The organism is Phreatobacter sp. GW821-FHT04C01, assembly GCF_059420385.1.
The window spans coordinates 457,649-481,735 of sequence record NZ_JBWKTP010000002.1 but is presented as its reverse complement, the minus strand read 5'-3'; the positions used below and the strand labels follow the sequence as shown (position 1 = coordinate 481,735).

Genomic DNA, 24,087 nt, shown 5'->3' with positions numbered 1-24,087 from the left:
TGGCAGCGTCAGCTGCCGGGTGAGGGGCGTGAGCGTCGAGAACAGTGGCAAAGATCGACGCGCATTTCAGAGACCAAGCCTAGGGCGTGGAGCCACTTCCGGCAATGGACGACCCCTCACCCGGCGCCTGACGGCGCCACCCTCTCCCTTTGGGAGAGGGTTGATTTTACTGTGCTTTTGACGAGGTCGGATCGAACGTCGTCTTGGCAAGTGAGAAGTGCGCAACGAGCATGCCCCACTCGCCATTCGCCACTCACCATTCGCCCGCCCTACGCCGCCTGAACCGTCGCGTCCTTCAGGAGCCGCGTCGCCTGTTCGGCGGTCATCGGCTCGCCGAAGGCATAGCCTTGCGCGAAATCGCAGCCGAGCTGGTAGAGCTCGACCGCATCGGCATCGACCTCGGCGCCCTCGGCCACCACGTCCATGCCGAGGTCGTGGCCGAGCGCGATGATCGAGCGCAGCATGACCGGCCGGATGCCGCGGCCGTCGGCGCGCACGAAGCTCTTGTCGATCTTGATCGTGTCGAACGGGAAGCGCTGCAGGTAGGACAGCGAGGAATAACCGGTGCCGAAATCGTCGAGCGACAGGCCGGCGCCGAGATCGCGGATGCGCTGCAGGATCTGCGCGGCATATTCCGGATTTTCCATCACCAGGCTTTCGGTGAGTTCCAGCTTCAGCGAGCCGCGGGCGACCGGCGCGCGGGCGAGCACACCCTTGACGTCCTGCAAGAGGTCGTGGCGCAGCAATTGCCGGCTCGACACATTGACCGCGGCGAACAGCGGCGGGTCGAGCGGCATCAATTGCTGCCACTGGAACAATTGCCGGGCCGTGCGGTCGAGGACGAACAGGCCGAGCTCGACGATCAGGCCGGTCTCTTCGGCGATGGCGATGAATTCGCCCGGCGGCAGGCGGCCGAGGCGCGGATGGTCCCAGCGCACCAGCGCCTCGAAACCGGCAAGCGTGCGATCGGCGAGCCGCACCACCGGCTGGTAGACAATGGCGATCTCGGAGCGCTCCAGCGCCCGGCGCAGGTCGCTTTCCAGCGCCAGCCGGTCGGTCTTCTGGGCCCGCAGCGCCGGCTTGAACACCTCGATCCGGTCGCCGCCGAGCCGCTTGCCGTGATAGGCGGCGAGCTCGGCATCCTTCAGCAGGTCCTCGCGACCGCGCTGGGTGCCGTCGGCCAGCGCGATGCCGAGCGAGCCGGTCAGGAAGATCTCGCGGTCGCCGAAGGCGATCGGCGCGCGCAGCGTCCGGCGAATGGTCTCGGCGAAGGCGGTGATGCGCTCCGGCGCCCGTTCCGACACCAGGATCATGCCGAACTGGTCACCGTTGAGGCGGGCCAGCGTGTCCTGCGGTTTCAAGAGCCGGGCGAGCCGGCGCGACACCGTGAGCAGGATGGAATCGCCAACGGCCATGCCGACGGAATCATTGACCTGCTTGAACCGGTCGATGTCGAAGACCAGCACCGTCGGCCGGCGCTGCTCGTCGGTGCGCGACTGGGTCAGCGCCGCGTCGAGCCGGTCGAGGAACAGTTCCCGATTGGGCAGGCCGGTCAGGTTGTCATGCACGGCGTCGTGCAGCAGGCGCTCTTCCGCCGTCTTGTATTCGGTGACGTCGGTCAGCGTGCCGACAAGACGCACCACCTCGCCGTCAGACCCGACCACCGGCCGGGCGCGCAGCGCGAACCAGGCGAAGTGGTTGTCGGCGGCGCGCATGCGGAACTCCTCGAACAGGCGGCCGCGCCGGTGTTCCACCACCGTGTCGAGCGTCGAGCGCACCCGGTCGCGATCGCCGGGATGGATCGCCTCGACGAATTTGGTCGCGGCCCCTTCCAGCGCGCCGCGCCTGAGGCCCAGATGCTGCTCGGCCTCCGGGCTGACCCAGATCCGGTTGGCGCTGACGTCCCAATCGAAAATGATGTCGCCCGACCCGGTCAGCGCCAGGGCCTTGCGCTCGCTGTCGGAGACCAGCGCCTGCGGCACGCCGCCGCCGGCGAAGGCGTGCTGCATCACGGTGAAACCGATCAGCATGACCAGCAGCACCAGCGCGCCGAGCAAGGCCGGCGAGGCGATCTCGTTGTTGAGCCGGCCGGTGACCATCAGCAGCGCCGCGCCGCCCCAGATCATGAACAGGATCCAGGTCGGCACCAGGTTGATCGCCCGGTCGTAACGCAGGAAGGCGAGATAGACGAGGATGACCGTGCCGAGAATGGTGACGATGCCGATGCCGAGCCGGGCGATGCCGGCGGCGATCGAGGGATCGAACCAGGCCACCGTCACGAGCCCGCCGGCAAAGGCCAGCCAGATGGCGGTCAGCACGGTATAGCGCACATGCCATCGGTTGAGATCGAGATAGGCGAACAGGAAGATCATCAAGGTGGCGGAGAGGATCGCCTCCGCCGTCGCTCGCCAGAACCGGACCGCCTCTGGTCCTAACTCCATCACCCTGGTCCAGAAACCGAAATCGAGCGCCAGCGTGCCGAGCACGGCCCAGGCGAGCAGGGCCGCCGCCGGGAACATCAGCGAGCCCTTGACCACGAACAGGATGGTCAGGAACAGCGCCAGCAGGCCGGCGATGCCGAGCACGATGCCGCGATAGAGCGTGAAGGAATTCTCGCGGTCCTTGAAGGCGTCGGGCTGCCAGAGCGTGATCTGCGGCAGGCGCGGGTCACGCAGTTCGGCGACGAAGGTCACCGTGGTGCCCGGATCGAGCGTCACCAGGAAGACGTCCTGGTCGACGGCCGATTGTCGCTCGGGGCGGAACCCCTGGCTCGGCGTCAGCGCCACGATGCGCTGCGAACCGAGATCCGGCCAGATCAGGCCGGAACGGATCAGCCGGTAATGCGGCACGACGATCAGCCGGTCGACCTGTTCGTCGGTGGCGTTCGACAATGCGAACACCGCCCAGGTCAGGCTCGACGTCGTCTGGGTCTGGCGGATCTCCATGCGCCGGGTAATGCCGTCGGCGCCCGGCGCGGTCGGCACGCTGACCCGGTCGCCTTCCCCCTGAACGAATTCGACGGCGCGGCCGAGATTGATCGCCGGACGGTCGAGCGTCACCGCCACCGGGTCGAGCGCAAAGGCAGTGCGCGGGCCGGCCAGCATCATGCCGGAGACCAGGACGAGACAGACAAGAAGATGATGGAAAACGGAACGAAGCGTGCGCACGGTCGCCGGAGCCGGGACGAAGGATTGAACGGGCGTCACGCCATGGGCCTCGCTTGTGGCGCCAATGCGGCGCATGGCATTTGAGTTGACAAAGACTTAGCCGGGCTGGTCGGGTCGAGGCAAGGTCGGCGGCCGCAATTGCCCGGCTTAATCCGGGAATTGCACGCGGGATTGGCGCACGCGGGCACCGCCGGGCGGGGTCACGCCAGTGTCGGTCACGCCAGGGGCTTGGCGAAACGCGCGAAGGCCTCGTGCTTGACCGCCGTGCCGGCGCCCGGACGCAGCGGCCGCAGGAAGTCGCCGTCGACCACCGCGATCGGCTCTTCGAAACAGTCCTTGATCCAGGGGATATATTCCAGCATCGCGCTGGCCGGGTGCCAGTAAGCCAGATGGACATGGACCTGGCTCATGTCGCCGGCATGGGCGACCACCGGCAGCCGGGCGGCATGGGCGATCTCGGCCACCCGGATGTATTCGGTGATGCCGGCGAGCCGGGTCACGTCGGGCTGGACGAAATGCACCGCGCCGCGGCCGATGAATTCCGAGAAGGCTTCGGCCGTATAGAGCTGCTCGCCGAGCGCCACCGGAATCCGGCTCGCCCGGGCGAGCGCGGCATGGCCGGCGATATCGTCATACCAGAGCGGTTCCTCGAACCAGAAGATGTCGAGCCCCTCGGCCTCGCGGCAGAAACGCATGGCGGTCGGCAGGTCCCAGCGGCCATTGCCGTCGACCGCCAGCATGACGCCGGGCCCGATCGCCCGGCGCACCGCCTGCAGGCGCCGGAGATCCCGCGCCATGTCGGCCGAGCCGACCTTGATCTTGATGCCGCGGAAGCCGTCCTCGCCGATGGCCTGGCGGGCGCCTGATATCAACTGGTCGTCGGGAATGGAAAGCCAGCCGATATCGGTATTGTAGGCCATCAGCCGCTCGGTCGTGGCGCCGCCGAGCAATTTCCACAGCGGCTGTTCGGCGCGTTGCGCCTTGATGTCCCAGAGCGCGATGTCGACGGCGCCGAGCGCGATATGGCTGATGCCGGCGCGGCCGATCCACTGCATCGGCGGGTGCCGGGCGAGCTTCTGCCAGAGCCGGGTGATGTCGGCCTCGTCCTCGCCGATCAGCAGTTCGGCGTAGCAGGAGGCGATGCAGGCGGTGACCAGCCGGTCGCCGGCGAGATCGGCATGGGTGCCGGTAAAGCCGGTGCCGATGAAACCGTCGCTGGTGGTGATGCGCACCCCGACCGCCCCCCAATGCGACAGGGTATGGGTGCTGTCGGAAATGCTCGAGCCGGTCACTGGCACGTGCAGGATGAACGGCTCGACTTTGGCGATGGTCATGGGGTGTGCAGCCGGCTCTTGAAAACGAAAGCGGCGGGCACTGTGTCCCGCCGCTCCGTCGTTCTCAAGTCATATTGGCCGGCCTCACGCCGAAGGCTGCGGCTCCAGCCCGTCGTCATTGGCCGGACGGCGGCCCTTGCCGGCGGTCGGCACCGCCGAGGAGCGGCCCGAATTCTTGTCCGGCTCGGCGTCGCGCACCGGCGGCTTGCCGGCGATCAGGTCCTTGATCTCGTCGCCCGACAGCGTCTCATATTCGAGCAGCGCCTCGGCCACCCGGATGAACTCGTCGTGCTTCTCGGTCAGGATGCGCTTGGCCTCGTCATAGCCTTCCTGAACCAGGCGCTTGACCTCGGTGTCGATCTTCTGCGCCGTCGATTCCGAAATGCTCTGCTGCCGGCCCATCGACATGCCCAGGAAGACCTCTTCCTGGTTGTCGCCATAGGCCACCATGCCGAGCTCGTCGGAGAAGCCCATGCGGGTGACCATGGCGCGCGCCATCTTGGTCGCCTGATCGATGTCGCCGACGGCGCCCGAGGTGACGTTCGCCTTGCCGAAGGTCAGCTCCTCCGCCACGCGTCCGCCCATGGCGACCGCCAGATGCGACGTATATTCCTTGTACTTCATGGAATAGCGGTCGCCCTCGGGCAGGAACTTGACCATGCCGAGCGCACGGCCGCGCGGAATGATCGTCGCCTTGTGCACCGGCAGGCCGGCTTCCACGTTCAGGCCGACCACCGCGTGCCCGGCCTCGTGATAGGCGGTCAGCTTCTTCTCTTCTTCCGACATGGCCATCGACCGGCGCTCGGCGCCCATCATGACCTTGTCCTTGGCGTCCTCGAGATCGGCCATGGTGACCATGCGCTTGGAGCGCCGGGCCGCCAGCAGGGCCGCCTCGTTGACCAGGTTCATCAGGTCGGCGCCGGAGAAGCCGGGCGTGCCGCGGGCAATGATCTTCAGGTCGACGTCGGGCGCCAGCGGCACCTTGCGGGCATGAACCTTGAGGATCTTCTCGCGGCCGTTGACATCCGGGTTCGGCACGACGATCTGGCGATCGAAACGGCCGGGACGCAGCAGCGCGGGATCGAGCACGTCGGGGCGGTTGGTCGCCGCGATGATGATGATGCCCTCGTTCGGCTCGAAGCCGTCCATCTCGACAAGCAGCTGGTTCAGCGTCTGCTCGCGCTCGTCATTGCCGCCGCCGAGGCCGGCGCCGCGATGGCGGCCGACCGCATCGATTTCATCGATGAAGATGATGCAGGGCGCGTTCTTCTTGGCCTGCTCGAACATGTCGCGGACGCGGCTGGCGCCGACGCCGACGAACATCTCGACGAAGTCCGAGCCGGAAATGGTGAAGAACGGCACATTGGCTTCGCCCGCCACCGCCTTGGCGGTCAGCGTCTTGCCGGTGCCGGGAGGGCCGACCAGCAGCACGCCGCGCGGAATGCGGCCGCCGAGGCGCTGGAACTTCTGCGGGTCACGCAGGAATTCGACGATCTCCTGCAGGTCCTGCTTGGCCTCGTCGATGCCCGCGACGTCGTCGAAGGTCACCCGGCCATGGGCTTCGGTCAGAAGCTTGGCCTTGGACTTGCCGAAGCCCATGGCCTTGCCGCCGGCGCCCTGGATCTGGCGCGACATGAAGATCCACAGGCCGATCAAGAGCAGCACCGGGAACCACTGGGCCAGGAGCGCCACGAACCACGGCACCTGCTCGCCCGGCGGGCGGGCCTGGACCTGGACGCCCTTCTCGAACAGCTTCTGCGTCAGCCCCGGATAGGGCGGCGCATAGGTCTGGAAGGTCCGTCCATCGGTGAAATGGCCGGTGACCTCGGGGCCCTGGATGGTGACGTCGCGGACGCGCCCTCCATCGACCTCGGAGAGGAATTGCGTGAACGGCATGTCGGACGAACCCTGCCGTTGCTGCGGGCTCTGGAACAGCGTGAACAACGCCAGCAAAAGCAGGACGATGATCACCCAGAGGGCGAGGTTACGGAAATTCGAGTTCATCGCGATCCTTCCCGAGGGCTCGGCCACGCACCTGCGCCGATGCGGCGCGCCTCTGCGACTGTCTGTGGCCCAACCCGTTCGAATACGTAATGTAGGTTCAGCGGCGGGCCTTGCCAAGGAGCGACCCGCGCAACTGAGCCGTTCCGTTTGGACGAGATCGCGGCACTGTCAATTTTTGCCTGCCGTCCGGCAGGTCCTGCGGCGATAGCCACTAGCCTATTCATGCGCCGTCCGGCGCTTCGGCTCGCGCGACACGATGACACGCCCCTCGGCGCTCACCGCCACCATGGCCCCGCGCAGTGTCGTTTTGGTGGCGCGTCCTTCGGCCAGGGCGATGAGCACCTCGGCCGACAGCTCCTCGATCGCCGAGAGCCGTTCGGCCACCTCGCGGTCGCCCCCCGCCTCGATCGCCTGCGACAGCAGCATCTGCACCGCCGCGATCGGCTCGGCGAGCCAGCCCTGCGCCTCGAACACCTGGGTACCCGGTACGATCGAAGGCCTGCGGCTCGCCTCGGCGAGTTTCGCCGCCTGATGGTGCAGCGCCTGGTCCAACAGCCGCATGCGGCCGGCAAAGGTCGCCAGCCGCTCGATATCCAGCCCCTCCCCGGCCATCGCCGCGATCAGCTTGCGCAGCCTGGCCCGGGTGAACCGGTCGTCGATATTCGAGGGATCGTCGATCGGCTGAAGCCCGGCGGCGAGCGCCGTCGCCTTCAGCCGGTCGCCGGTTTCCCACAGGAACGGCCTGACGATGTCGATGCCGTCGCGCTCGGTCACCTCGGCCATGGCCTTGAGGCCGAGCGGGCCGGAGCCGCGCAGAAAGCGCATCAGGACCGTCTCCGCCTGGTCGGAAATGGTATGGGCGGTGACGATGGCGCCGGCGCCGACGCGCCTGGCCTCCGCCAGCAGCAGGCGGTAGCGAGCGGCGCGCGCCTCGCGCTGCAAGCCGGTCTTCGGCTTGTCGCCCCGCCAGACCAGCGTCGCGGCGGGCAGGCCGAAACGGCGCGCGGCGGCTTCCACCTGCAGGCATTCGTCAGCCGATTCCGGCCGGAGGGCATGGTCGACGGTCGCCACGTGCAGCATGGGGCCATCGGCGCGCGCGCGCCGCCACTGCGCGAGGGCGGCCAGCAGCCCCATGGAATCCGGGCCGCCCGACACGGCAAGCACCAGCGCGGGGTAAGCGGCGAAGCGATCGAAGAGGTCGGTGAGATCGGAGGGGTCGAAGGCGCGCGCCGGGACGGCCTCAGCAGCGTGCACGGCGCTGCTCGCTGGCGACCGCGGTCTTGGTCTGCTGGCCGGCGCTCGGATATTTGCGATTGAATTCGGCATAGGCCGCGCAGGCCGCCTCGCGCTCGCCGAGCGCATTCAGGGACTGGCCGAGGCGCAGCAGGCTCACCGGCGCGCGGCTGATGCGCGGATAGTCGGTCGACACCTTCAGGAACTGCTCGGCCGCCTCACGATATTGCCGGCGCTGATACATGGTCTCGCCGAGCTGGTGCGTGGCGTCGCCGACCAGCCGGTCGCGCGGATGGCCCTGGATGAAACCGCGCAGCGCCAGTTCCGCCTGTTCGAACTCGCGGCGCTGAACCAGCGCCAGCGCCTGATCATATTCGTCGCGCGGCGAGGACGCGATGATCGGCTGGGTGCCGGTGCCCGGTGGCCGCGCCGCCATGCGCGGGTCGAGGCTGGGATCGCTCGCAGCCTGGCCGGACAGCTGGCCGAGATCGAGCGGCTGCGGTCCGCCGTCGGACGCACCCGCACCGGCTGCCGAGCCGGTTGCCACGCCGCCGCCATTGGTCACGGTCGAGCCGCCGGGCGCGATGCTGCCGACCCGCGGCTGGGCCGCGTTGCCGCCGGGCGGCATGGCGCCGAGATCGCGCGGCGTCCCGGCCGCGCCCTGCTGAGCATTGGGATCGAAGGCGTCGCCGCGCTGCTGGCGCTGCGGCTGCGCCGGCTGCTGCGGCCGCGCAGGGTTCGGCCGCGCGGCGCCGCCACGCTGCGATTCCAGCTCGTTGAGCCGGAATTCCAGGTCGGCCTGGCTCCGGCGTGCCTGATCTTCCATTTGACGGATACGGAATTGCGACTGTTCAAGCTGGCCGTTGAGCGAGCGGATCTGCGCCTCCAGCCGCTGGATCCGATCCAGGAGATCGGCTCCGGACTGCGCGCGCGCACCGCTGTTCGCCACGACGACAAGAGCTGCCGCTAAGGCAAGCCCCGCCCACATCTCGAACCGGACCCAGCCCCTGACTGCCCGACCGATCGTCATCGTCGTTCTCTCTCCCTGGGATTTTGCGCCCCTCGCGCAGACCGCTATTCGCAGGTGCGAATTGGGCCAGATTTCGACCCCATTCAAGCAAAAACGGCGCTCGTCAGACGAGCGCCGTCTTATTTCATCAGGCGTTGCCGGCAAGTCTCAGGCAAGACCCCCCGGGAAAAACCCGGACGGGACGCCGCTTGCCGCGCCGGCCTGCCATGACGCAAGCGTCAGGAGCCGGCGCCACCGTTGAGCACGGTCACCGAGCGGCGGTTCTGCGACCAGCAGGAAATGTCGTCGCAAACCGCGACCGGGCGTTCCTTGCCGTAGGAAATCGTGCGGATGCGCGCCGAGGAAATGCCGCGGGCGCCGAGATAGTCGCGCACCGTCTGGGCGCGGCGGGCGCCGAGGGCGATGTTGTATTCCCGCGTGCCGCGCTCGTCGGCATGGCCTTCGACGGTGAAGGAATAGCGGTTGTACTGCTGCAGCCAGGTCGCCTGCTTGTCGAGCGTCGAACGGGCCTGGGTGGTCAGTTCGGACGAATCCGTCTCGAAGAACACGCGGTCGCCGACATTGACGACGAAGTCCTGCGGGCTGCCGGGGCTTGCGGCACCCATGCCGCCTGCACCACCCGCGCCGCCGGCGCCGTTGGTGGGATTTTGAGCGCAAGCGCCGAGCGCCAGGCCCATTGCCATGAGGGCGGCAAACTTGAAGTTGCGCCCGAGAGCCATGGTCAGCATGGGGATCTCCTTAACGAAAAACGTAGCCGTTTCTTTACCAGGATGGGGGTTAATCGAACCTTCCCGGGCCCCCGAAAGCTTGCGCCGAACGGCACAAGAAAGCTTCGGGACCGACGCCGGGACGAATCTTTAACATCCTGAAATGACGTTTGTTTTTTACGGATGGCCGAGCGGTGAGGCAGGTCCGCCGCACTGCTCGACCATTCGCCGGGATGGTCAACCATCGGTTAATGGAAGGCCTGCCCGATCACGCGGGGCCGACGGAGCGGCGACGTGACGGGACCGAGATCGCGGCGCAGCGTGACCAGACTGTGGCAGCGGGGTGTCGCCGAGGTGATAAACCCGCCCCGGCCCTGGCTTTGCGCCGGCTGTTGCAGGATTGCCACAAGCCGAACAGCCCAGGGACGGCGCAGCCTGCCCTGCCGCGTCAGATCAGGCCCGCTCTTCGTCCGGCAAGGCGGCCGCGACCGCCGCGAGCCGGGCAACGAAATCGGCCGGAAGCTCCGGCCCGAGCGCATCATGAGCCGCCCGCCAGATCGGCAGCGCGGCCTCCAGCGCATGCGCACCGGTTTCCGTCAGCCAGACCATGCGCCGGCGCTGATCCTGGCCGGCCATGGCGATCTCGATCCAGCCGAGCCGCTCCAGGACCTTCAGGTTGCGCGACAGGCTCGACGGGTCGAGCCCCATGCGTCCGGCGAGGGCGGCGAGCCGGTCATCCGGCATGCTGGCGATCTGCGCCATCAGCCAGAACTGCGGCAGCGACATGCCCGCATCCGCCATGCGGCGCTCGAGGAACTGGCCGATCCGGCGCGCCGCCAGCCGGCTGGTCCAGCCGGGGCAGGTGTCGAGCGCCATGCGCGCGTCGGAGCGCAGCGATTTCGAAGCTTGTCGTGAACGGGTCATGGGCCTATGCATCTACACTAATTGTAGATACATGCATATTCATCGCAGGCGCGGCGCCGAAACATCCGGTGAGCCTGCCCAAGACATTGGAGGCGCTCCGCCATGCCCGCATTCGCCTTGTCCGACGGCCGCAGCCTCAGTGTCCCGGAAGCCGGCGGCGGCCCGCCCCTGCTGCTGGTGCACGGGTCGCCGGGGGAAGGCCGGGCCTGGAACCGCGTCGCGCCGTTGTTGACCGGTCAATTCCGTGTCCTGACCCCCGACCTGCCGGGTTATGGCGCCTCCGACCCGTTACGCGAGGCCGGCGGGGGAACCGCTGCCATGGCCAAGGCCATCGGCGAACTGGTTGCAAGCCTCGACCAACCCGTCTGGCTCGCCGGTCACTCCTATGGCGGCAATGTCGCGCTGCATGTGGCGGCCGCCGCGCCGGACCGGGTCCGCGGGCTTGCGCTGTTCGAACCCGTCTTCTTTCGCGCCCTGGCATTGAACGGCAACCGGGAGCAGCTCGACGAGGCCCACCACTTCTTCTCAGCCTATGCCGCGCGCGCCGCGGCCGGCGAGAAGAATGCGGTCGCCGGCATGGTCGACTATTGGTTCGGCCCCGGGGCGTTCGGCCGGCTGCCGGCGCCGGTCCAGACTTATCTCGACGCCGCGGCGGCCAAGAACGCCCGGGACGTCGTTTCGTCCTTCAGCGAAACCCTTGCGCGCGACGCGCTCGGCGGTTTCGACAAGCCGTTCCGCGTCGTCCATGGCACCACCGGTGCGCCCGTCGCGGCAGCCATCGCCACCGCGCTCGGCGCACTCGCGCCGGCCGCTCGCATCGTCGCGATCGCGGGTGCCGGCCATGGCATGCTCGACACCCATCCCCGTGATGTCGCCGAGGTCATCCTCGCCCTGACGCAGGATTGAGCATCGTCATTGCGAAGGGACGCCTGCGTCCCGCCGCGATTGCACCTGACATCGCCCGTCCTCTAGTCTCGCCCCAAACACGATAAGGGGGGAAACTGGCATGACATCGCGGAAGATGGGACATTTGCTGTCCCTTTGCATCGTCGCGGCCCTGACCTGGGCCGGCCTGTCGCGCGAGGCCGAGGCGCGCATCGTCAGGATCGAGATCACCAGACAGGAACCGGCCTTTGGCGGCCGGAGCTTCGGCGAGGTCGGCGCCTATGTCCGGCTCACCGGCAAGGCCCATGGCGAGGTCGACCCGAGGCTGCCGCAGAATGCCCTGATCCAGGATATCGCCCTTGCCCCGCGCAATGGCCGCGGCATGGTCGAATATGTCACCGACATCCACATTCTGCGACCGGCCAGCCTGGAGCGCGGCAACAACATCCTGCTGTTCGAAGCCCATAACCGCGGCCGCAAGCTGATCCTGCGCAACTTCAACGACGGCCTCGCCGGCACCCAGGCCGACCACAACAACCTGACCGATGCCGGCGACGGCTTCCTGATGCAGGCCGGCTATACCCTTGTCTGGTATGGCTGGCAGGCGGATGTGGCGCCGGGCGACGGCCGCCTGACGCTGACCGTGCCGGCCGCACGCAACCCCGATGGCACGCCGCTGACCGGCCTGGTGCGCGCCGAACTGACCACCATGACCCCGGTGAAGACGCTGAACCTGTCGAGCGGCTGGTTCACCGGCATGACCCATACGAGCTATCCGACCGCCTCGGCCGACAACCGGACCGCCTTTGCCGACGGCTTCCTGCCGACGCTCACCATCCGCGCCAGGGAACAGGATCCGCGGGTGGCCGTGCCGAACGCCGACTGGAGCTTCGGCGCCTGCAATGAGGCCGGCGCCGTCACGCCGGGCGACCGACAGATCTGTCTGCCCGCCGGCTTCCAGCCCGGCCGCCTCTACGAATTGATCTATCGTGCCAGGGATCCCCTGGTGACCGGTCTCGGCTTCGCCGCGACCCGCGACCTCGCCGCCTTCCTCAAGCATCGCGACAAGGACCAGGCCGGCAATGCCAATCCGGTCTTCCGGCGCGGTCAGCGGGCGATCGTCATGGGCACCTCCCAGTCCGGCCGCATGATCCGCTCCTTCGTTCATCTCGGCTTCAACCGCGACGAACAGGGCCGCATCGCCTTCGATGGCGCCCTGCCCCATATCGGCGGAGGCCTGATGCCGCTCAATGTCAGGTTCTCGCAGGCCGGCCGGGCCTGGGGCGAGCAGATCGATCACCTCTACCCGGCCTATGACTTCCCGTTCACCTATGCGCGCCAGCGCGACCCCGTCACCGGCCGCAACCAGGGCCTGCTCGACCGCTGCCGGGCCGACGGCACCTGCCCGCGCATCTTCCACGTCGCCACCGCCCTGGAAATGTGGGAGGGCCGGCAATCGCTCGGCCTGACCGATCCCATGGGCCGGCGCGACGTGGCGGACCCCGCCAATGTCCGCACCTACATCATGGCCTCGACCCAGCACGGGCCGGCCAGCCTGCCCTTGCCGACGACCGAGCCTTTCGGGGTCTGCCAGCAGCAGCAGAACCCCAATCCGCATATCTGGACCTTGCGTGCGCTGATGACCGGGCTGACCGACTGGATCACGGCGGACAAGGCGCCGCCCGCCAGCGCCATACCGCGCATCGCCGATGGCACGCTGGTCGCGCCGAACCAGGTCCTGTTCCCGCCGATCCCGGCCAATGCCTATGGCAATGTCCGGCGTCCGGCGGTCCGGATGACAAGGGTGACCAACCCGCTGTTCCGGCTCGACTACGGCCCGGGTTACGTCGCCGCCGAGACCAGCGGCGTCATCACGGTCGAGCCGCCGCGCCAGAGCGCCGCCGGCTACGGACTGCTGGTGCCGCAGGTCGACGCCGACGGCAATGACGTCGGCGGCCTACGCTCGCTGTTCCTGCAGGCGCCGATCGGCACCTATACCGGCTGGAATCTCGGGCGAAAGGACCGTTTCGAAGACGGCTTCTGCTCGCTCGCCGGCTCGTTCGTTCCCTTCGCGCGGACCCGCCAGGAGCGCCTGGAGATCGGCGATCCGCGCCCTTCGATCGAAGAGCGCTATCCAAGCCGGGAGGCCTATGTGGCAACCGTGAAGGCTGCCGCCGATCGCCTGGTCGCCGCGCGCTATCTTCTGCCCGCGGATGCGGCGCTGCTGGTCAAGCGTGCGGAAACCGAGGGGATTCGCCTCGGCCCCTGATGCCCGAGCGACGGGGCGTGCCCGCCGCGACCGGGCGCGTCAGGCCGGCCGGCCCCCCCAACGGGTGATATGGATCGCATAGGCCGTGCTCAGGCCATAGACGACCATCGAGGCGGCGATCAGCGCGAACATCATCCATTGCGGCTGGTCGGTGGCGGCCAGCCACCAGCCGCCGAGCCCGACGACGGCGAGCCGGGCCGTGCCGGCCAGCACCGGGCCGAGCACACGGCCCGCGCCCTGGGCGGCGAAATAGAGGCAGAGCCCCAGGCCATAGAAGCCATAGCTGGGGCCGGCCCAGACCAGATAGGAGCGCGCCGCGGCCAGCACCTGTGGATTGTCGGTGAACAGGCTCGCCCAGGCCGTCGGCATCAGCCAGCCGAGAAGGCCGATACTCGCGGTAATGGCGAAAGCCAGCATGCCGCCGGTCCAGGCGGCACGGCGCGCGCGCTCCGGCTTGCCGGCGCCGATCGCCATGCCGACCATTGGCACCATGGAGACCCCGACCGCGAAGGTGAAGGGGATCAACATGAATTCGAGCCGTGTGCCGATGCCGTAGCCGGCCAGCGCCTCATGGCCGAAACGCGCCACCAGCCTGGTCAGGATCAGCACGGTCAGCACCGACTGGAACGACGACACGCAAGCGAGCGCGCCGACCTTGAGAATGTCGGCGAAATGGTCGCCGCGCAGCCTGACCCCGGAAACCGGCAGCACGATGCGGCAGGCCCCCGACCTTAGGAACCGGAACAGGATGAAAGCCCCGACGGCATAGGCGATGACCTGGCCGAGCGCGATGCCGAACATGCCGAGCCGCGGCAGCGGTCCGAGCCCGAGCCCGAGGCCGCCGCCGATCACCACCTGCAGCGCCGCGACCGCCAGCAGGGTCGTCGACGGCACCCGCATATTGCCGGCGCCCCTGACGATCGAGGCCAGCAGATTGCACAGCCAGATGGCCAGCGCGCCGAGAAACACGACATTGGAATAGATCAATGCCTGTTCGAGCGCTTCGCCATGGCCGCCGAGGGCCGAATAGATCGGCCGGCCGAAGACGAACAGGAGGACCGAGATGGCAAGGCCGAGAACCAGCGCGATCACCACGGTGTGGAAGGCGAGCGAGCGGGCTCTGGCCTCGTCGCCGGCGCCGAGCGCCCGGCTGATCGCCGACGACACGCCGCCGCCCATGGCGCCCGCCGACATCATCTGCTGCAGCATGACGATCGGAAAGACCAGCGCCATGCCGGCCAGCGCCGCCGTGCCGATCAGCCCGACATAGACCGTCTCGGCGACCGCCACCGCGGCCGTCGCCACCATGGCCAGCATATTGGGCAGGCTCAGCCGGGCGATCGTCGCGAGCAGCGGCGCGCTGACAATCGGGTTGACCGGAGCGGTGGCGGAAAGGGTCATGGCGTGTCCAGGTCTGCGGCGCGGAGCGGAGAAAACGGGGCGAATTTACCTGCATATGCAGGTATTTGACGGCCTTCCGGGCGGCCCGGCGCGGTCACCGGGTCAGCCTGTCGATAGTGCGGTCGAGCAATGCATTGAGCGTCGTCGCGTCGGTGCCGCCCAGCGCCTGGTCGATCTGGCGCTGGCCGGCAAGCCAGGCCGGCCTTGCCGCCTCGAACACCGCGCGCCCCTCGGGCGTCAGGTGCAGGCGCCGATGGCGGCGGTCGCGCGGGTCCTGTTCCAGTCGGACGAAACCCTGGCGCTCCAGCGGGCGCAGCGTGCGGGTCAGGCTGGTCGGGTCCATCACCATCCGCTCGGCGAGCGCGCCGATGCCGACGCCGTCATGGGCCTTGAGCTGGCCGAGCAGCCCGAACTGCGAGACCGTCAGGCCATGGGCTTCGAGATGCTGGTCGAAAATATGGGAGACGATCCGCGCGACCTTGCGGATGCGCGCGCCGGTGCAGGCCGAGGGCGGTATCGTCGCAGGCGGCGGATCGGACCGATCGTTCATTCGCGACAATTACCTGCATATGCAGGCATCGACAATACATCGCGGTGGTGACCGGCCCTGCGGCCCGCTCATGGCGGTATCTTGTGCCGGAGCGGGCGGTCGACTTAGGCTGTTCGCCACTATGCTCGAGCAGGGGAGCCGGCTCGCATGCCATACAAAGTCATTCGGCATGCCCTGTTCGCTCTCGCCCTTGTCCTGCCGGGAACCGGCATTGCCTGGAGCCAGCCGGTTCCGGCATGTGGCTTCAGCCCCGCGATCCTTGCCGCCGCGGACCTCCTGCTGGTCGATCCCCGGATCGAGCGTCGGTTCTGGCGCGATCGCACCAGCACCGACGCCGCCTTCCTGAAGATCCGCTATGCCGGCCTGAACCATCAGGAAGCCGTCGGGCTGATCGACGGCCTGCGGCGCAGATCGACACCGCCGCAACGGATCGAGGAGTTGCGGTTGGCCCACGCCCGGCCGGCCGAGCGCGCGGTCCTGCTGGATGGCCCACAGGAAACCTCGGTCGATCCCATGCTCGCCGCTTCGGCCTTTCGCGCCGCCGTGCTCGACGATGACGGCGAGCGTTTTTTCGCGGCGGTCAGGCGCAACGCCGCGCCGCTGCAAACGCTGACCCTCGCCGATACCACGCAGACCCAGCTGGCGCGCAGCCTGGCCGACCTCCCCGAGGCGACCAAGCAACGCATCGCCGGGCGCGCCGAGGCCGCCGGTTTCTGGCGTCTCGGACTGGAACTGCTGGCCACCGGTCCCGACCCCACCGATTGGCTCGCCGCCTTGAAACGCTCGCCGATCGCGCCGCGCGACGCCGCGCGGCTTGCCGAGCTGTTCGCGCCGCTCTGGCGTGGTTTCGCGACGCTGAACCCACGCGCCTATCGCCAGGACGTGTTGCCGCCGGAGTTGCGCGAGGCGGCCGCCACCCTGGACGCCCGCCGGAGCCAGCCGAGCGACCCGATCGACAGCATCACCACCCTGGTGCGCCTCGCGCCGCGCACCCAATTCCTCATGACTCTGCTCAACCAGACCGGCTCGCTCGCGCTCGGCAGCGAGGTGGCCGAGCCGCTGGTCCGCGACATCCGCGCCGGCCGCATCGATCCCGCCACGGACGACGATGCCTTGCAGATCCTCGTCTTCAGCGGCATCGACCGCGTGCTCGGCCGCGCCCAGACGCTCGCGCAGCTCTCCAGTTTTGCGAGCTCCCTTGGCGGCGTGCCGAATGAAAAGACCTTGGCCCGGCTGGAGCGGATCGTCGGCCGCCAGGCGCTGCGGCCCTATCTTGCCGGCGACCGCCGCGCATTGCCGGAACGGCCGCTGCCGCTCTCGACGAGTTTCGACTGGGAGGCCTGGTCGCGGGCGGCGCAATTGCTCCGGTCAGGCGCGCCAATACCCGACGCCAGCCAATCGATCGCCGCCGATCTCCTGGAAGCGGCCGGCCGTTATCCGGAAGCCGTGCTGGCCTGGCGTGATGTCGGCGACCGCGAGGCTGGCCGCGCCGGCGCCCATGCCCTGATGCTGGCGCTCGACCAGCGCTGCGCCAAGCTGATGTCGCCGCCGATGCCGCTGCAGGAACCGGTCTACCGCTTCGAGCCGCGCTGAAACTCAACCCGGAGGCGGCACGGAGCTTCGATACGCAACTTGCGCGAAATTCAAGCCGCACCTAGCGTCGACCTGACAATCACTCGCCCCGAGTCGCGATGCTGTCTCAACTCTTTCGACTGCCGCTCATCGTGCTGGCAACGGGCGCGGCATTGCTGCAAGCAGCCGTTGCCCGTGCGGACAATGCGGCGAGCTGCGCGCAGGCGGCCGACATTGTCGCGGTCGCCGACGACTTGCTCGTCGAGCCCGCACCAAGTCCCGAACCCGACCGGAGAAGGATCGCCACCGAGGCCGCATTCCTGAAAATCCGCTATGGCGCCTTGAGCTACGCGGGGGGCAGGCAATTGATTGATCGGATCCGCCAATGGCAGGTCCCCCCGGACGGCATCGACGCTCTCCATCTCACATTCGCCCGGCCGGCCGATCGCGCCACCTTGCTTCGTGGCGCGCATCCGTTAGACGTCGCTGCCCCGACCAGCCTTTCCGTCCTGCGCGCTGTGGTCCTGGACGACAACGGCCGGTGGCTCTTCCGTGAAATGAAACGGCGAGCGGTTCAATCAGGGAATCGTCGCGAGGCGCGCGATGCTCAACGATATGTCGCGAACGCACTCCTGGACTTGAGCGACAGCAAAAAAACCGAAATCGCAGGAGCGGCCGAAGCCGAAGCTCTTTGGGATCTGGCGGAATATTTGCTGGCCAGCAAGACAACTGCGGATGATTGGCTTGCGTTGGTCCGACGCGCACCCGGCGCACCAGCGAACCAGCAAGCTTTGACAGAGCGGTTTCGCGCAATCTGGACCGGCAGCTACCCGTTCCATTTCGACCACCCTCGGCGAACCATATGGCGTGATCTTCCGCCTGCGCTTCGTGTCGCCGCCGACGCTATCGATGATTCTGCCCCCGGTTCGAGAGAGGGCACTCGTCTGCTTGATCTCAGCCGGCGCGTGCCATTGACGCTTCCCTTCCTCTTTGGCCTTACGCATCACGCAACCGACCGTCGTGTGTTCGATTTTGCTGACCCCATCATTGCCGAGCTCGACGCTCGCCAGTGGGACATGGTCAACGACCACGACGCTATCCTCATCCTTGTTTTCCGCAGCCTCGATCGTGTCGTCGACCGGGCCAATGCCTTGCCCATCCTCGCCGGAATGCCTTCAACCCTGACCGCCGATTTACAACCACCGAGGCCTGGCGGGGAACGAATGCTCGATGTCTTGGAAAGCGCGATCGCGAGACGCGCGCTCATTCCCTACTTGCGTGGCAACGACGACATTCCGCCCACTCGCCCGGACTTGTTGACGCAGGAATTCGACTGGGTTGGTTGGGTTGCCGTGGCTGAAATAGTCCGCGCCGGAGAATCTGCGCCCCAACCCGGCCAGCGGGCCGAAGTCGAACTGCTCGACGCGCTCGGACGTTACCGCGACGCCCTGAGATCCCTGCGCCAGATGCCCTCTGCCGAGTACCGGCGAGACCGCGCCTATCGCATGCTGGCATCGCTCGACGGGCGATGCGCCGGCCTGCTATCGCGCCAGCTGGGCCAACAGCCCCTCTACCGCTTCGAGCCGCGCTGACGCCTCAGCTCAGCGTCGGGCCCCAGGCCGGGTCGGAACCGAAGCTCGGCGTCGGCACGCGGTTTTCGGCGCGGGCGAAAATGTCGGATTGGAACAGTTGCGGCCCGGCGCCCTGGTCGCGGAAGAACATGACGAACAGGCCGTTGGGCGCGAAAGTCGGGCCCTCGTTGTGGAAGCCGGTGGTGAGCAGGCGCTCGCCCGAGCCATCGGGCTTCATCACGCCGATGGAGAACTGGCCGCCGCCCTGGCGGGTGAAGGCGATGAGGTCGCCGCGCGGCGACCAGACCGGGGTCGAATAGCGGCCTTCGCCGAACGAGATGCGGTTGGCGCCGCCGCCGCCCGAGCTCATGACATAGAGCTGCTGGGTGCCGCCGCGGTCGCTTTCGAAGACGATCTGCCGTCCGTCGGGCGAAAACGACGGGCCGGTATCGATGGCCGAACCGTCGGTCAGCCGCACGGCGTTCTTCGAGCGGAGGTCCATCGAATAGATCGACGAGCCCGCGCCCTGCTGCAGCGACAGCACGATGCGCTGGCCGTCGGGCGAGAAGCGCGGCGAGAAGCTCATGCCCGGGAAATTGCCGACCTGCTCGCGCTGGCCGCTCTCGATATTGAGCAGGAAGACGCGCGGCTCGCCGGAATTATAAGCCATATAGGTGATGTCCTGGCTCGACGGCGAGAAGCGCGGCGTCAGCACCAGGTCGCCGCCACGGGTGAGGTAGCGCACATTGGCCCCGTCCTGGTCCATGATGGCGAGCCGCTTCTGGCGGCGGTCCTTCGGCCCGGTCTCGTCGACGAACACCACGCGGGTGTCGAAATGGCCCTTTTCCCCGGTCACCCGCTCGAAGATCTGGTCCGAGATGATATGGGCGATGCGCCGCCAGTTGGCCTCCTGGGTGGCGAATTGCTGGCCGTGCAACTGGCTGCCCTGGGTGACGTCCCAGAGCCGGAACTCGACACGCGAGCGCCCGTCGGCGCCCCGCCCGGCGCGACCGGTGACGAGGCCTGCGGCACCCGTCGCCTGGAAGCGCTGGAAATTCGGCGGCTGGTCCGGATCGACCTGCACATTGGCATAGCTCTGGCGGTCGATGATCCGGAAGAAACCCGAGCGGCGCAGGTTGTTCTCGATCACGCCGGAAATATTGCGGCCCATATCGCCCTCGCCGCCGAAATTCGGCACGGCGATGGGAAAGGGCTGCACCTGGCCGCGCCGGATATCGATCACCGGCGGCTGGCTCTGCTGCGCCTGGGCAAGCGGCGGCAGGAGGCCGGAAGCACCGAAAGCGGCACCGGCGGACAGGACATTACGGCGGTTCAGAAGCAGGGTCATCATGGGGTCTCGGTCAGTCGCTGAGCATGGCGTCGCCCTGGAACAGGACAGTGACGGTGGATGCTCAGCGCATCATTTCCTTCGGATCGAAATTCAACACGACTTCGCGCCACGAGTCGTAGCGCTCACGGGGCAAGCGGACACCGCCTTCGGCCGAGCAGCGCATCACCGCGCGCACCGCCGAATTGGCCAGCACCTGGAAGTTGGAATCGCCGCGCGGGTTCTGCACCTCCGGACGGCCGGTCACGGTGCCGTCGGGATTGAACGACACACGGACACGCACCGCCTGGCTGTTGCCCTCGCGCGCCGAGATCGGAATCTCCCAGCAGCGTTCGGCCCAGGCCCTGATGGCATCGATCTCGCGGCCCGAAATGCGCGCGGCGGCGCCGGTGGCCGTGCCGAGCGAGGCTGTGCGCATCGGCGCGCTGGCGCCGGTCGCCTCGGTGCGGGCGGCCTGGCGGCGGTCATTTTCCTGCGTCGGGCTGGTGTTCAACCGGGCCGCGATCGAATTCGGATCGAACTGGCGGGCATTGGCCCGCTCCTGACGCTCGCGTTCGGCCCGCTCACGCGCCTCGCGCTGAGCCCGTTCGCGGGCCTCGCGCTGGGCCCGTTCACGGGCTTCGCGCTGGGCCTTTTCACGGGCCTCGCGTTCGGTCCGCTCGCGCGCCTCGCGCTGCTCGCGCTCACGCTGGGCCGCCGCCTGGCGCTGTTCTTCCTCGCGCCGGCGCTGTTCGGCCTGGCGCTGCTCCTGGCGGCGCTGTTCCTCTTCGCGCCGCTGCTGCGCCTGGATCTCGGCCATCTTGGCGTCGAGGTCCTCGCGCTGCTCGGGGGCCACCGCCGGCGGCGGCGGGCGCGGGGTCGGCTGCGGCACCGGCTGCACCGCGGCGAGCTGCTGCGGACGGGCTGCCGGCGGCGGCGGCGCCTCGGCCTGTTCGGGTTGCGGCGGCTGCGGCATCGGCGGACGCGGGGTCGGCGGCGGCGGCAGCTGCACGTTCTGGACGCGCTCGCGGGCGACCGGCAGGGCCGCCGGATCGGGGGTCGGGCGCTCCTCGGGGGCCTGGCGGTCGACGACGCGCTGCGGCGTCGGCTGGGGCGTGCCGTCACGCTGGCCGCGGGTCGACTGGGCCGGCGTGTCGGAAACGATCTCGACCGGCACGCTTTCGCCTTCGTCCGGCTTCTGCGGCGCGCTCAGAAAGCCGACAAGGGCCGCGACGAGCAGGAGCGCATGCCCGCCCACCGAGATCCCGTATCCGACTTTTTGCGGGTGCAGCGCCACGCTCTTCAAACCCCGGCCTGTCCTGTCAACGCGTCGCGCGTTCGGTCGCGACCAGCGCGACCTTGGTGAAGCCGCCGCCCTTGATCTGCGACAGCACGTCCATGATGGCCTGGTAATTCACCGCCGCATCGCCGCGCACGAAGATACGTTCCTCGGGGCCGTTCTGCGCCAGGGCCTTGAGCTGATCGATCAGCTGGGCCTGCTCGACCTTGTTGTCGCCGAGATAGATCTCGCCGTTCTGGCGCACCGACACGGTGATCGGCGGCTTGTCCTGCTGGATCGCGCGGGCGGAGGCCTGCGGCAGGTCCAGCGGCACGGAGACCGTCATCAGCGGGGCGGCGACCATGAAGATGATCATCAGCACCAGCATCACGTCGACCATCGGCGTGATGTTGATCTCGTTCATCACGAAGGCGCGCCGGCGCCGGCGGCCATTATTGCCGCGGCCACCCCCGCCGCTTGCGACTTGAGCACCCATCGATGTCTCCTCAGGCCGCGCGCTGGTCGTAAGTGGTCGGTCCACCCTGCTGGTCGATCTGACGCGACAGGATGGCGGCGAATTCGTCGGCGAAACCCTCGAGCCGGTTGGCGATCTTGTTCACCTCGCCGGCGAGCTTGTTATAGGCGATGGTGGCGGGAATGGCGGCGACGAGGCCGATGGCGGTGGCGAACAGCGCTTCCGCGATGCCCGGCGCCACGACGGCGAGCGAGGTGTTCTTCGACACGGCGATCGCCTGGAACGAGGTCATGATGCCCCAGACCGTGCCGAACAGTCCGATGAACGGGCCGGCGGACGCCACCGTCGCCAATACCATCAGGCGGGCTTCGAGACGCTCGACCTCGCGCTGAATGGTGACGTTCATCACCCGGTCGATGCGCTGCTGCAGGCCGGCGAAGGAGCGCGAGGCGGTTTCGTGCGAGCGTTTCCACTCGCGCATGGCGGCCACGAACAGCGCCGCCATGGCCGTGGTCGGGCGCTGCGCCAGCGTCCGGTAGAGCTCTTCCAGCGACTGGCCGGACCAGAACACCTGCTCGAAGCGGTCCATCTGGTTGCGCGTGCGGCGGAACAGGATGATCTTCTCGACAATGATCGCCCAGACCCAGATCGACGCCGAGACCAGCCCGAGCATCACCAGTTTCACCACCCAGTGGGCGGAGATGAACAGGGCCCAGAGCGAGACGTCGTGGGATGCGGCGGCAGCTGTCTGGGCGACATCGGCGGGATTCATAGGCGGCGATCCTTTTCGCGACAGGTCCGGCTTCGAGGTCGCAGAACAGTCCACGCCACGGTTAATGCACCGGGAACGGCGAGCGCCTCGACGAATTTTGCGCTTTTTCCCGTCCCAAGAGGGCGAAATGACCCTCGAATGTGTCTTGACCGTGACGCGGTCTGTACATCCGCGTGGTAAACTACCAAGCCCTCGATAAGGTTAAGACTGGGTTATTGCCGCACTGCAACAGGTTATTGCAGTGGGCCATTGTCACAAAAAGGTGGTCGCACGACTGCCATGCAGGGTCAGTGCGGCGAACACTGGGCCGTTAACCTCGGATCAGCAACACCAGCGCGCCGATCACCGCAATGACCAGAAGGCCGATGCGCATCCGCTCGCGATCCATCAGCGCGACGGCGTAGGGCGCAAGCCAGGTGCCGACGAGGATGCCGGGAACCAGCAGCGCGGCGCGGCCGAGATCGGCCAGGCCAAAGCGGCCGGCGGCGACATGCATGGCGATCAGCATGGCATAGGCGACGATCCAGTAGAGCCCGAGCGTGGCGCGCACCTTGGCCGGGTTCTGGCCGGCATAAACGACGCCGATCAGTGGCCCGTGAATGCCCGACATGCCGCCCATGAAGCCGGAAATCACGCTGGTGATCGCGATATTGCGGGCGTTGAGCGCGATGTGCAGGCCGCTCAGCGACAGCCCGACCGCCAGCAGGATCAGGCCGCCGAACAGGCGCGGCAGGTGGGTCGGATCGATCGCCAGCAGCGCCAGCACGCCGATCGCCGTGCCGACCAGCAGGCCGCCCGCGCCCCAGCCGATCTCGGCCCGGTCGATCAGGTGGCTGTTGCCGCGCACCATCGCCACCATCACCACGAAAGCCGAGGCGATCGCCGGGCCCGGCACCAAGCTCGGCGAAACGATGGCGAGCAGCGGGATCATCACCAGCGACAGCCCGACGCCGACCGCCATCTGAATGACGGTCGCCACCGCCATGATGGCGGAAATGGCGGCGAGTTCGGCCGGTCCGAAGCCCAGAAGCGACATGAAGAGAACGAATCTGCTGTGAGGAGGCCAAAACAGGGACGCCCTCACTCGCATATCAGGCCTTGGGCGTCATGACCCTTCTCAGCGCGTCAGGGATGCGCATTGGCCGGCCGCCGGCGACGAAGGCGACACGCACGGTCGCTTCGACCAGCACCTCCTCGCCGCGCAGCACACGCTGGGCGAGGTTGAGCGTCGCGCCCTTCACCTCGACCGTGCGGGTTTCGATGGTCAGCACATCGTCGATCTTGGCCGGGCGCAGGAACTCGATGCCCATCGAACGCACCACGAAGGCGAAACCGGCGCCAGCCTCCTCCTTCGCCTTGTCGAACAGATCGCCCTGCGCGACGCCCAGCAGCCGCAGGAAGTCGGTCCGGCCGCGCTCCATGAAGCGCAGATAGCTCGCGTGATAGACGACGCCGGAAAAATCCGTGTCTTCGTAATAGACGCGGACGGAGAGATGGTGGGTTTCGTCCTCGATATGGCCGGCGAGCGCCGGGGACTTGATCATGCGGAACCTCAGGATTTGGTCTGGGAACGTGAGCCTGCCGCAT

19 protein-coding genes are annotated in these 24,087 nt (G+C 67.9%); 4 read left to right on the top strand and 15 right to left on the bottom strand.

What is annotated here, in order from left to right; translation table 11 throughout:
* Positions 1-269: 269 nt before the first annotated feature.
* From AC07WJ_RS09190 to AC07WJ_RS09160, 7 genes are all read right to left on the bottom strand, one after another.
* Positions 270-3,107 carry an EAL domain-containing protein gene (locus AC07WJ_RS09190; protein ID WP_494934760.1) on the bottom strand — a complete coding sequence of 946 codons (2,838 nt, stop codon included), beginning with the start codon at positions 3,105-3,107 and terminating at the stop codon, positions 270-272.
* Between the two features lie 275 nt (positions 3,108-3,382).
* Positions 3,383-4,501, bottom strand: a complete 1,119-nt coding sequence (locus AC07WJ_RS09185) for a mandelate racemase/muconate lactonizing enzyme family protein (RefSeq protein WP_494934258.1) — start codon at positions 4,499-4,501, stop codon at positions 3,383-3,385.
* A gap of 84 nt (positions 4,502-4,585) precedes the next feature.
* Positions 4,586-6,505, bottom strand: a complete 1,920-nt coding sequence (gene ftsH / locus AC07WJ_RS09180; RefSeq protein WP_494934257.1) for an ATP-dependent zinc metalloprotease FtsH — start codon at positions 6,503-6,505, stop codon at positions 4,586-4,588.
* 216 nt (positions 6,506-6,721) lie between these two features.
* Positions 6,722-7,759, bottom strand: coding sequence for a tRNA lysidine(34) synthetase TilS (gene tilS / locus AC07WJ_RS09175; protein ID WP_494934256.1), 1,038 nt, complete (start codon positions 7,757-7,759; stop codon positions 6,722-6,724).
* Complete coding sequence (gene ybgF / locus AC07WJ_RS09170; protein ID WP_494934255.1) at positions 7,746-8,768, bottom strand: tol-pal system protein YbgF; 1,023 nt, start codon at positions 8,766-8,768, stop codon at positions 7,746-7,748. The genes tilS and ybgF overlap by 14 nt, the downstream gene beginning before the upstream one ends.
* A 218-nt stretch (positions 8,769-8,986) precedes the next feature.
* Positions 8,987-9,487 carry a peptidoglycan-associated lipoprotein Pal gene (pal, locus tag AC07WJ_RS09165; RefSeq protein WP_494934759.1) on the bottom strand — a complete coding sequence of 167 codons (501 nt, stop codon included), beginning with the start codon at positions 9,485-9,487 and terminating at the stop codon, positions 8,987-8,989.
* A gap of 441 nt (positions 9,488-9,928) precedes the next feature.
* Positions 9,929-10,399, bottom strand: a complete 471-nt coding sequence (locus tag AC07WJ_RS09160) for a MarR family winged helix-turn-helix transcriptional regulator (RefSeq protein ID WP_494934254.1) — start codon at positions 10,397-10,399, stop codon at positions 9,929-9,931.
* A 102-nt stretch (positions 10,400-10,501) separates the two neighbouring features.
* On the opposite strand from AC07WJ_RS09160, the gene AC07WJ_RS09155 reads away from it, so the two are divergent.
* Entirely contained in the window at positions 10,502-11,305 is an 804-nt protein-coding gene (locus AC07WJ_RS09155) for an alpha/beta fold hydrolase (protein ID WP_494934253.1), read from the top strand.
* A gap of 100 nt (positions 11,306-11,405) precedes the next feature.
* Entirely contained in the window at positions 11,406-13,553 is a 2,148-nt protein-coding gene (locus AC07WJ_RS09150) for an alpha/beta hydrolase domain-containing protein (RefSeq protein WP_494934252.1), read from the top strand.
* A gap of 39 nt (positions 13,554-13,592) precedes the next feature.
* Here the strand turns inward: AC07WJ_RS09150 and AC07WJ_RS09145 are convergent, their stop codons facing one another.
* On the bottom strand, positions 13,593-14,954 hold the full coding sequence (locus tag AC07WJ_RS09145) for an MATE family efflux transporter (RefSeq protein WP_494934251.1): 1,362 nt from the start codon (positions 14,952-14,954) through the stop codon (positions 13,593-13,595).
* Positions 14,955-15,048: 94 nt separating this feature from the next.
* Positions 15,049-15,504, bottom strand: a complete 456-nt coding sequence (locus tag AC07WJ_RS09140; RefSeq protein ID WP_494934250.1) for a MarR family winged helix-turn-helix transcriptional regulator — start codon at positions 15,502-15,504, stop codon at positions 15,049-15,051.
* A gap of 147 nt (positions 15,505-15,651) precedes the next feature.
* Here AC07WJ_RS09140 and AC07WJ_RS09135 point away from each other — a divergent pair, with 147 nt between their 5' ends.
* Positions 15,652-17,097: a hypothetical protein gene (locus AC07WJ_RS09135; protein ID WP_494934249.1), complete on the top strand. Its 1,446-nt coding sequence runs from the start codon at positions 15,652-15,654 to the stop codon at positions 17,095-17,097.
* 98 nt (positions 17,098-17,195) lie between these two features.
* Complete coding sequence (locus tag AC07WJ_RS09130; protein WP_494934248.1) at positions 17,196-18,668, top strand: hypothetical protein; 1,473 nt, start codon at positions 17,196-17,198, stop codon at positions 18,666-18,668.
* Positions 18,669-18,672: 4 nt separating this feature from the next.
* Here AC07WJ_RS09130 and tolB read toward each other — a convergent pair whose 3' ends face one another.
* The 6 genes from tolB to ybgC all read right to left on the bottom strand — a co-directional run bounded on the left by tolB (position 18,673) and on the right by ybgC (position 24,044).
* Complete coding sequence (gene tolB, locus AC07WJ_RS09125; protein ID WP_494934247.1) at positions 18,673-19,995, bottom strand: Tol-Pal system beta propeller repeat protein TolB; 1,323 nt, start codon at positions 19,993-19,995, stop codon at positions 18,673-18,675.
* Between the two features lie 64 nt (positions 19,996-20,059).
* Positions 20,060-21,232 carry a cell envelope integrity protein TolA gene (gene tolA / locus AC07WJ_RS09120; RefSeq protein ID WP_494934246.1) on the bottom strand — a complete coding sequence of 391 codons (1,173 nt, stop codon included), beginning with the start codon at positions 21,230-21,232 and terminating at the stop codon, positions 20,060-20,062.
* A gap of 64 nt (positions 21,233-21,296) precedes the next feature.
* Positions 21,297-21,749 carry a protein TolR gene (tolR, locus tag AC07WJ_RS09115; protein WP_494934245.1) on the bottom strand — a complete coding sequence of 151 codons (453 nt, stop codon included), beginning with the start codon at positions 21,747-21,749 and terminating at the stop codon, positions 21,297-21,299.
* Between the two features lie 10 nt (positions 21,750-21,759).
* Positions 21,760-22,500: a protein TolQ gene (tolQ, locus tag AC07WJ_RS09110; protein WP_494934244.1), complete on the bottom strand. Its 741-nt coding sequence runs from the start codon at positions 22,498-22,500 to the stop codon at positions 21,760-21,762.
* A 310-nt stretch (positions 22,501-22,810) separates the two neighbouring features.
* A complete protein-coding gene (locus AC07WJ_RS09105) occupies positions 22,811-23,536 on the bottom strand; it encodes a TSUP family transporter (RefSeq protein ID WP_494934243.1) in 726 nt (241 codons plus the stop codon).
* A gap of 55 nt (positions 23,537-23,591) precedes the next feature.
* Positions 23,592-24,044 carry a tol-pal system-associated acyl-CoA thioesterase gene (gene ybgC, locus AC07WJ_RS09100; protein WP_494934242.1) on the bottom strand — a complete coding sequence of 151 codons (453 nt, stop codon included), beginning with the start codon at positions 24,042-24,044 and terminating at the stop codon, positions 23,592-23,594.
* Positions 24,045-24,087 lie beyond the last annotated feature (43 nt).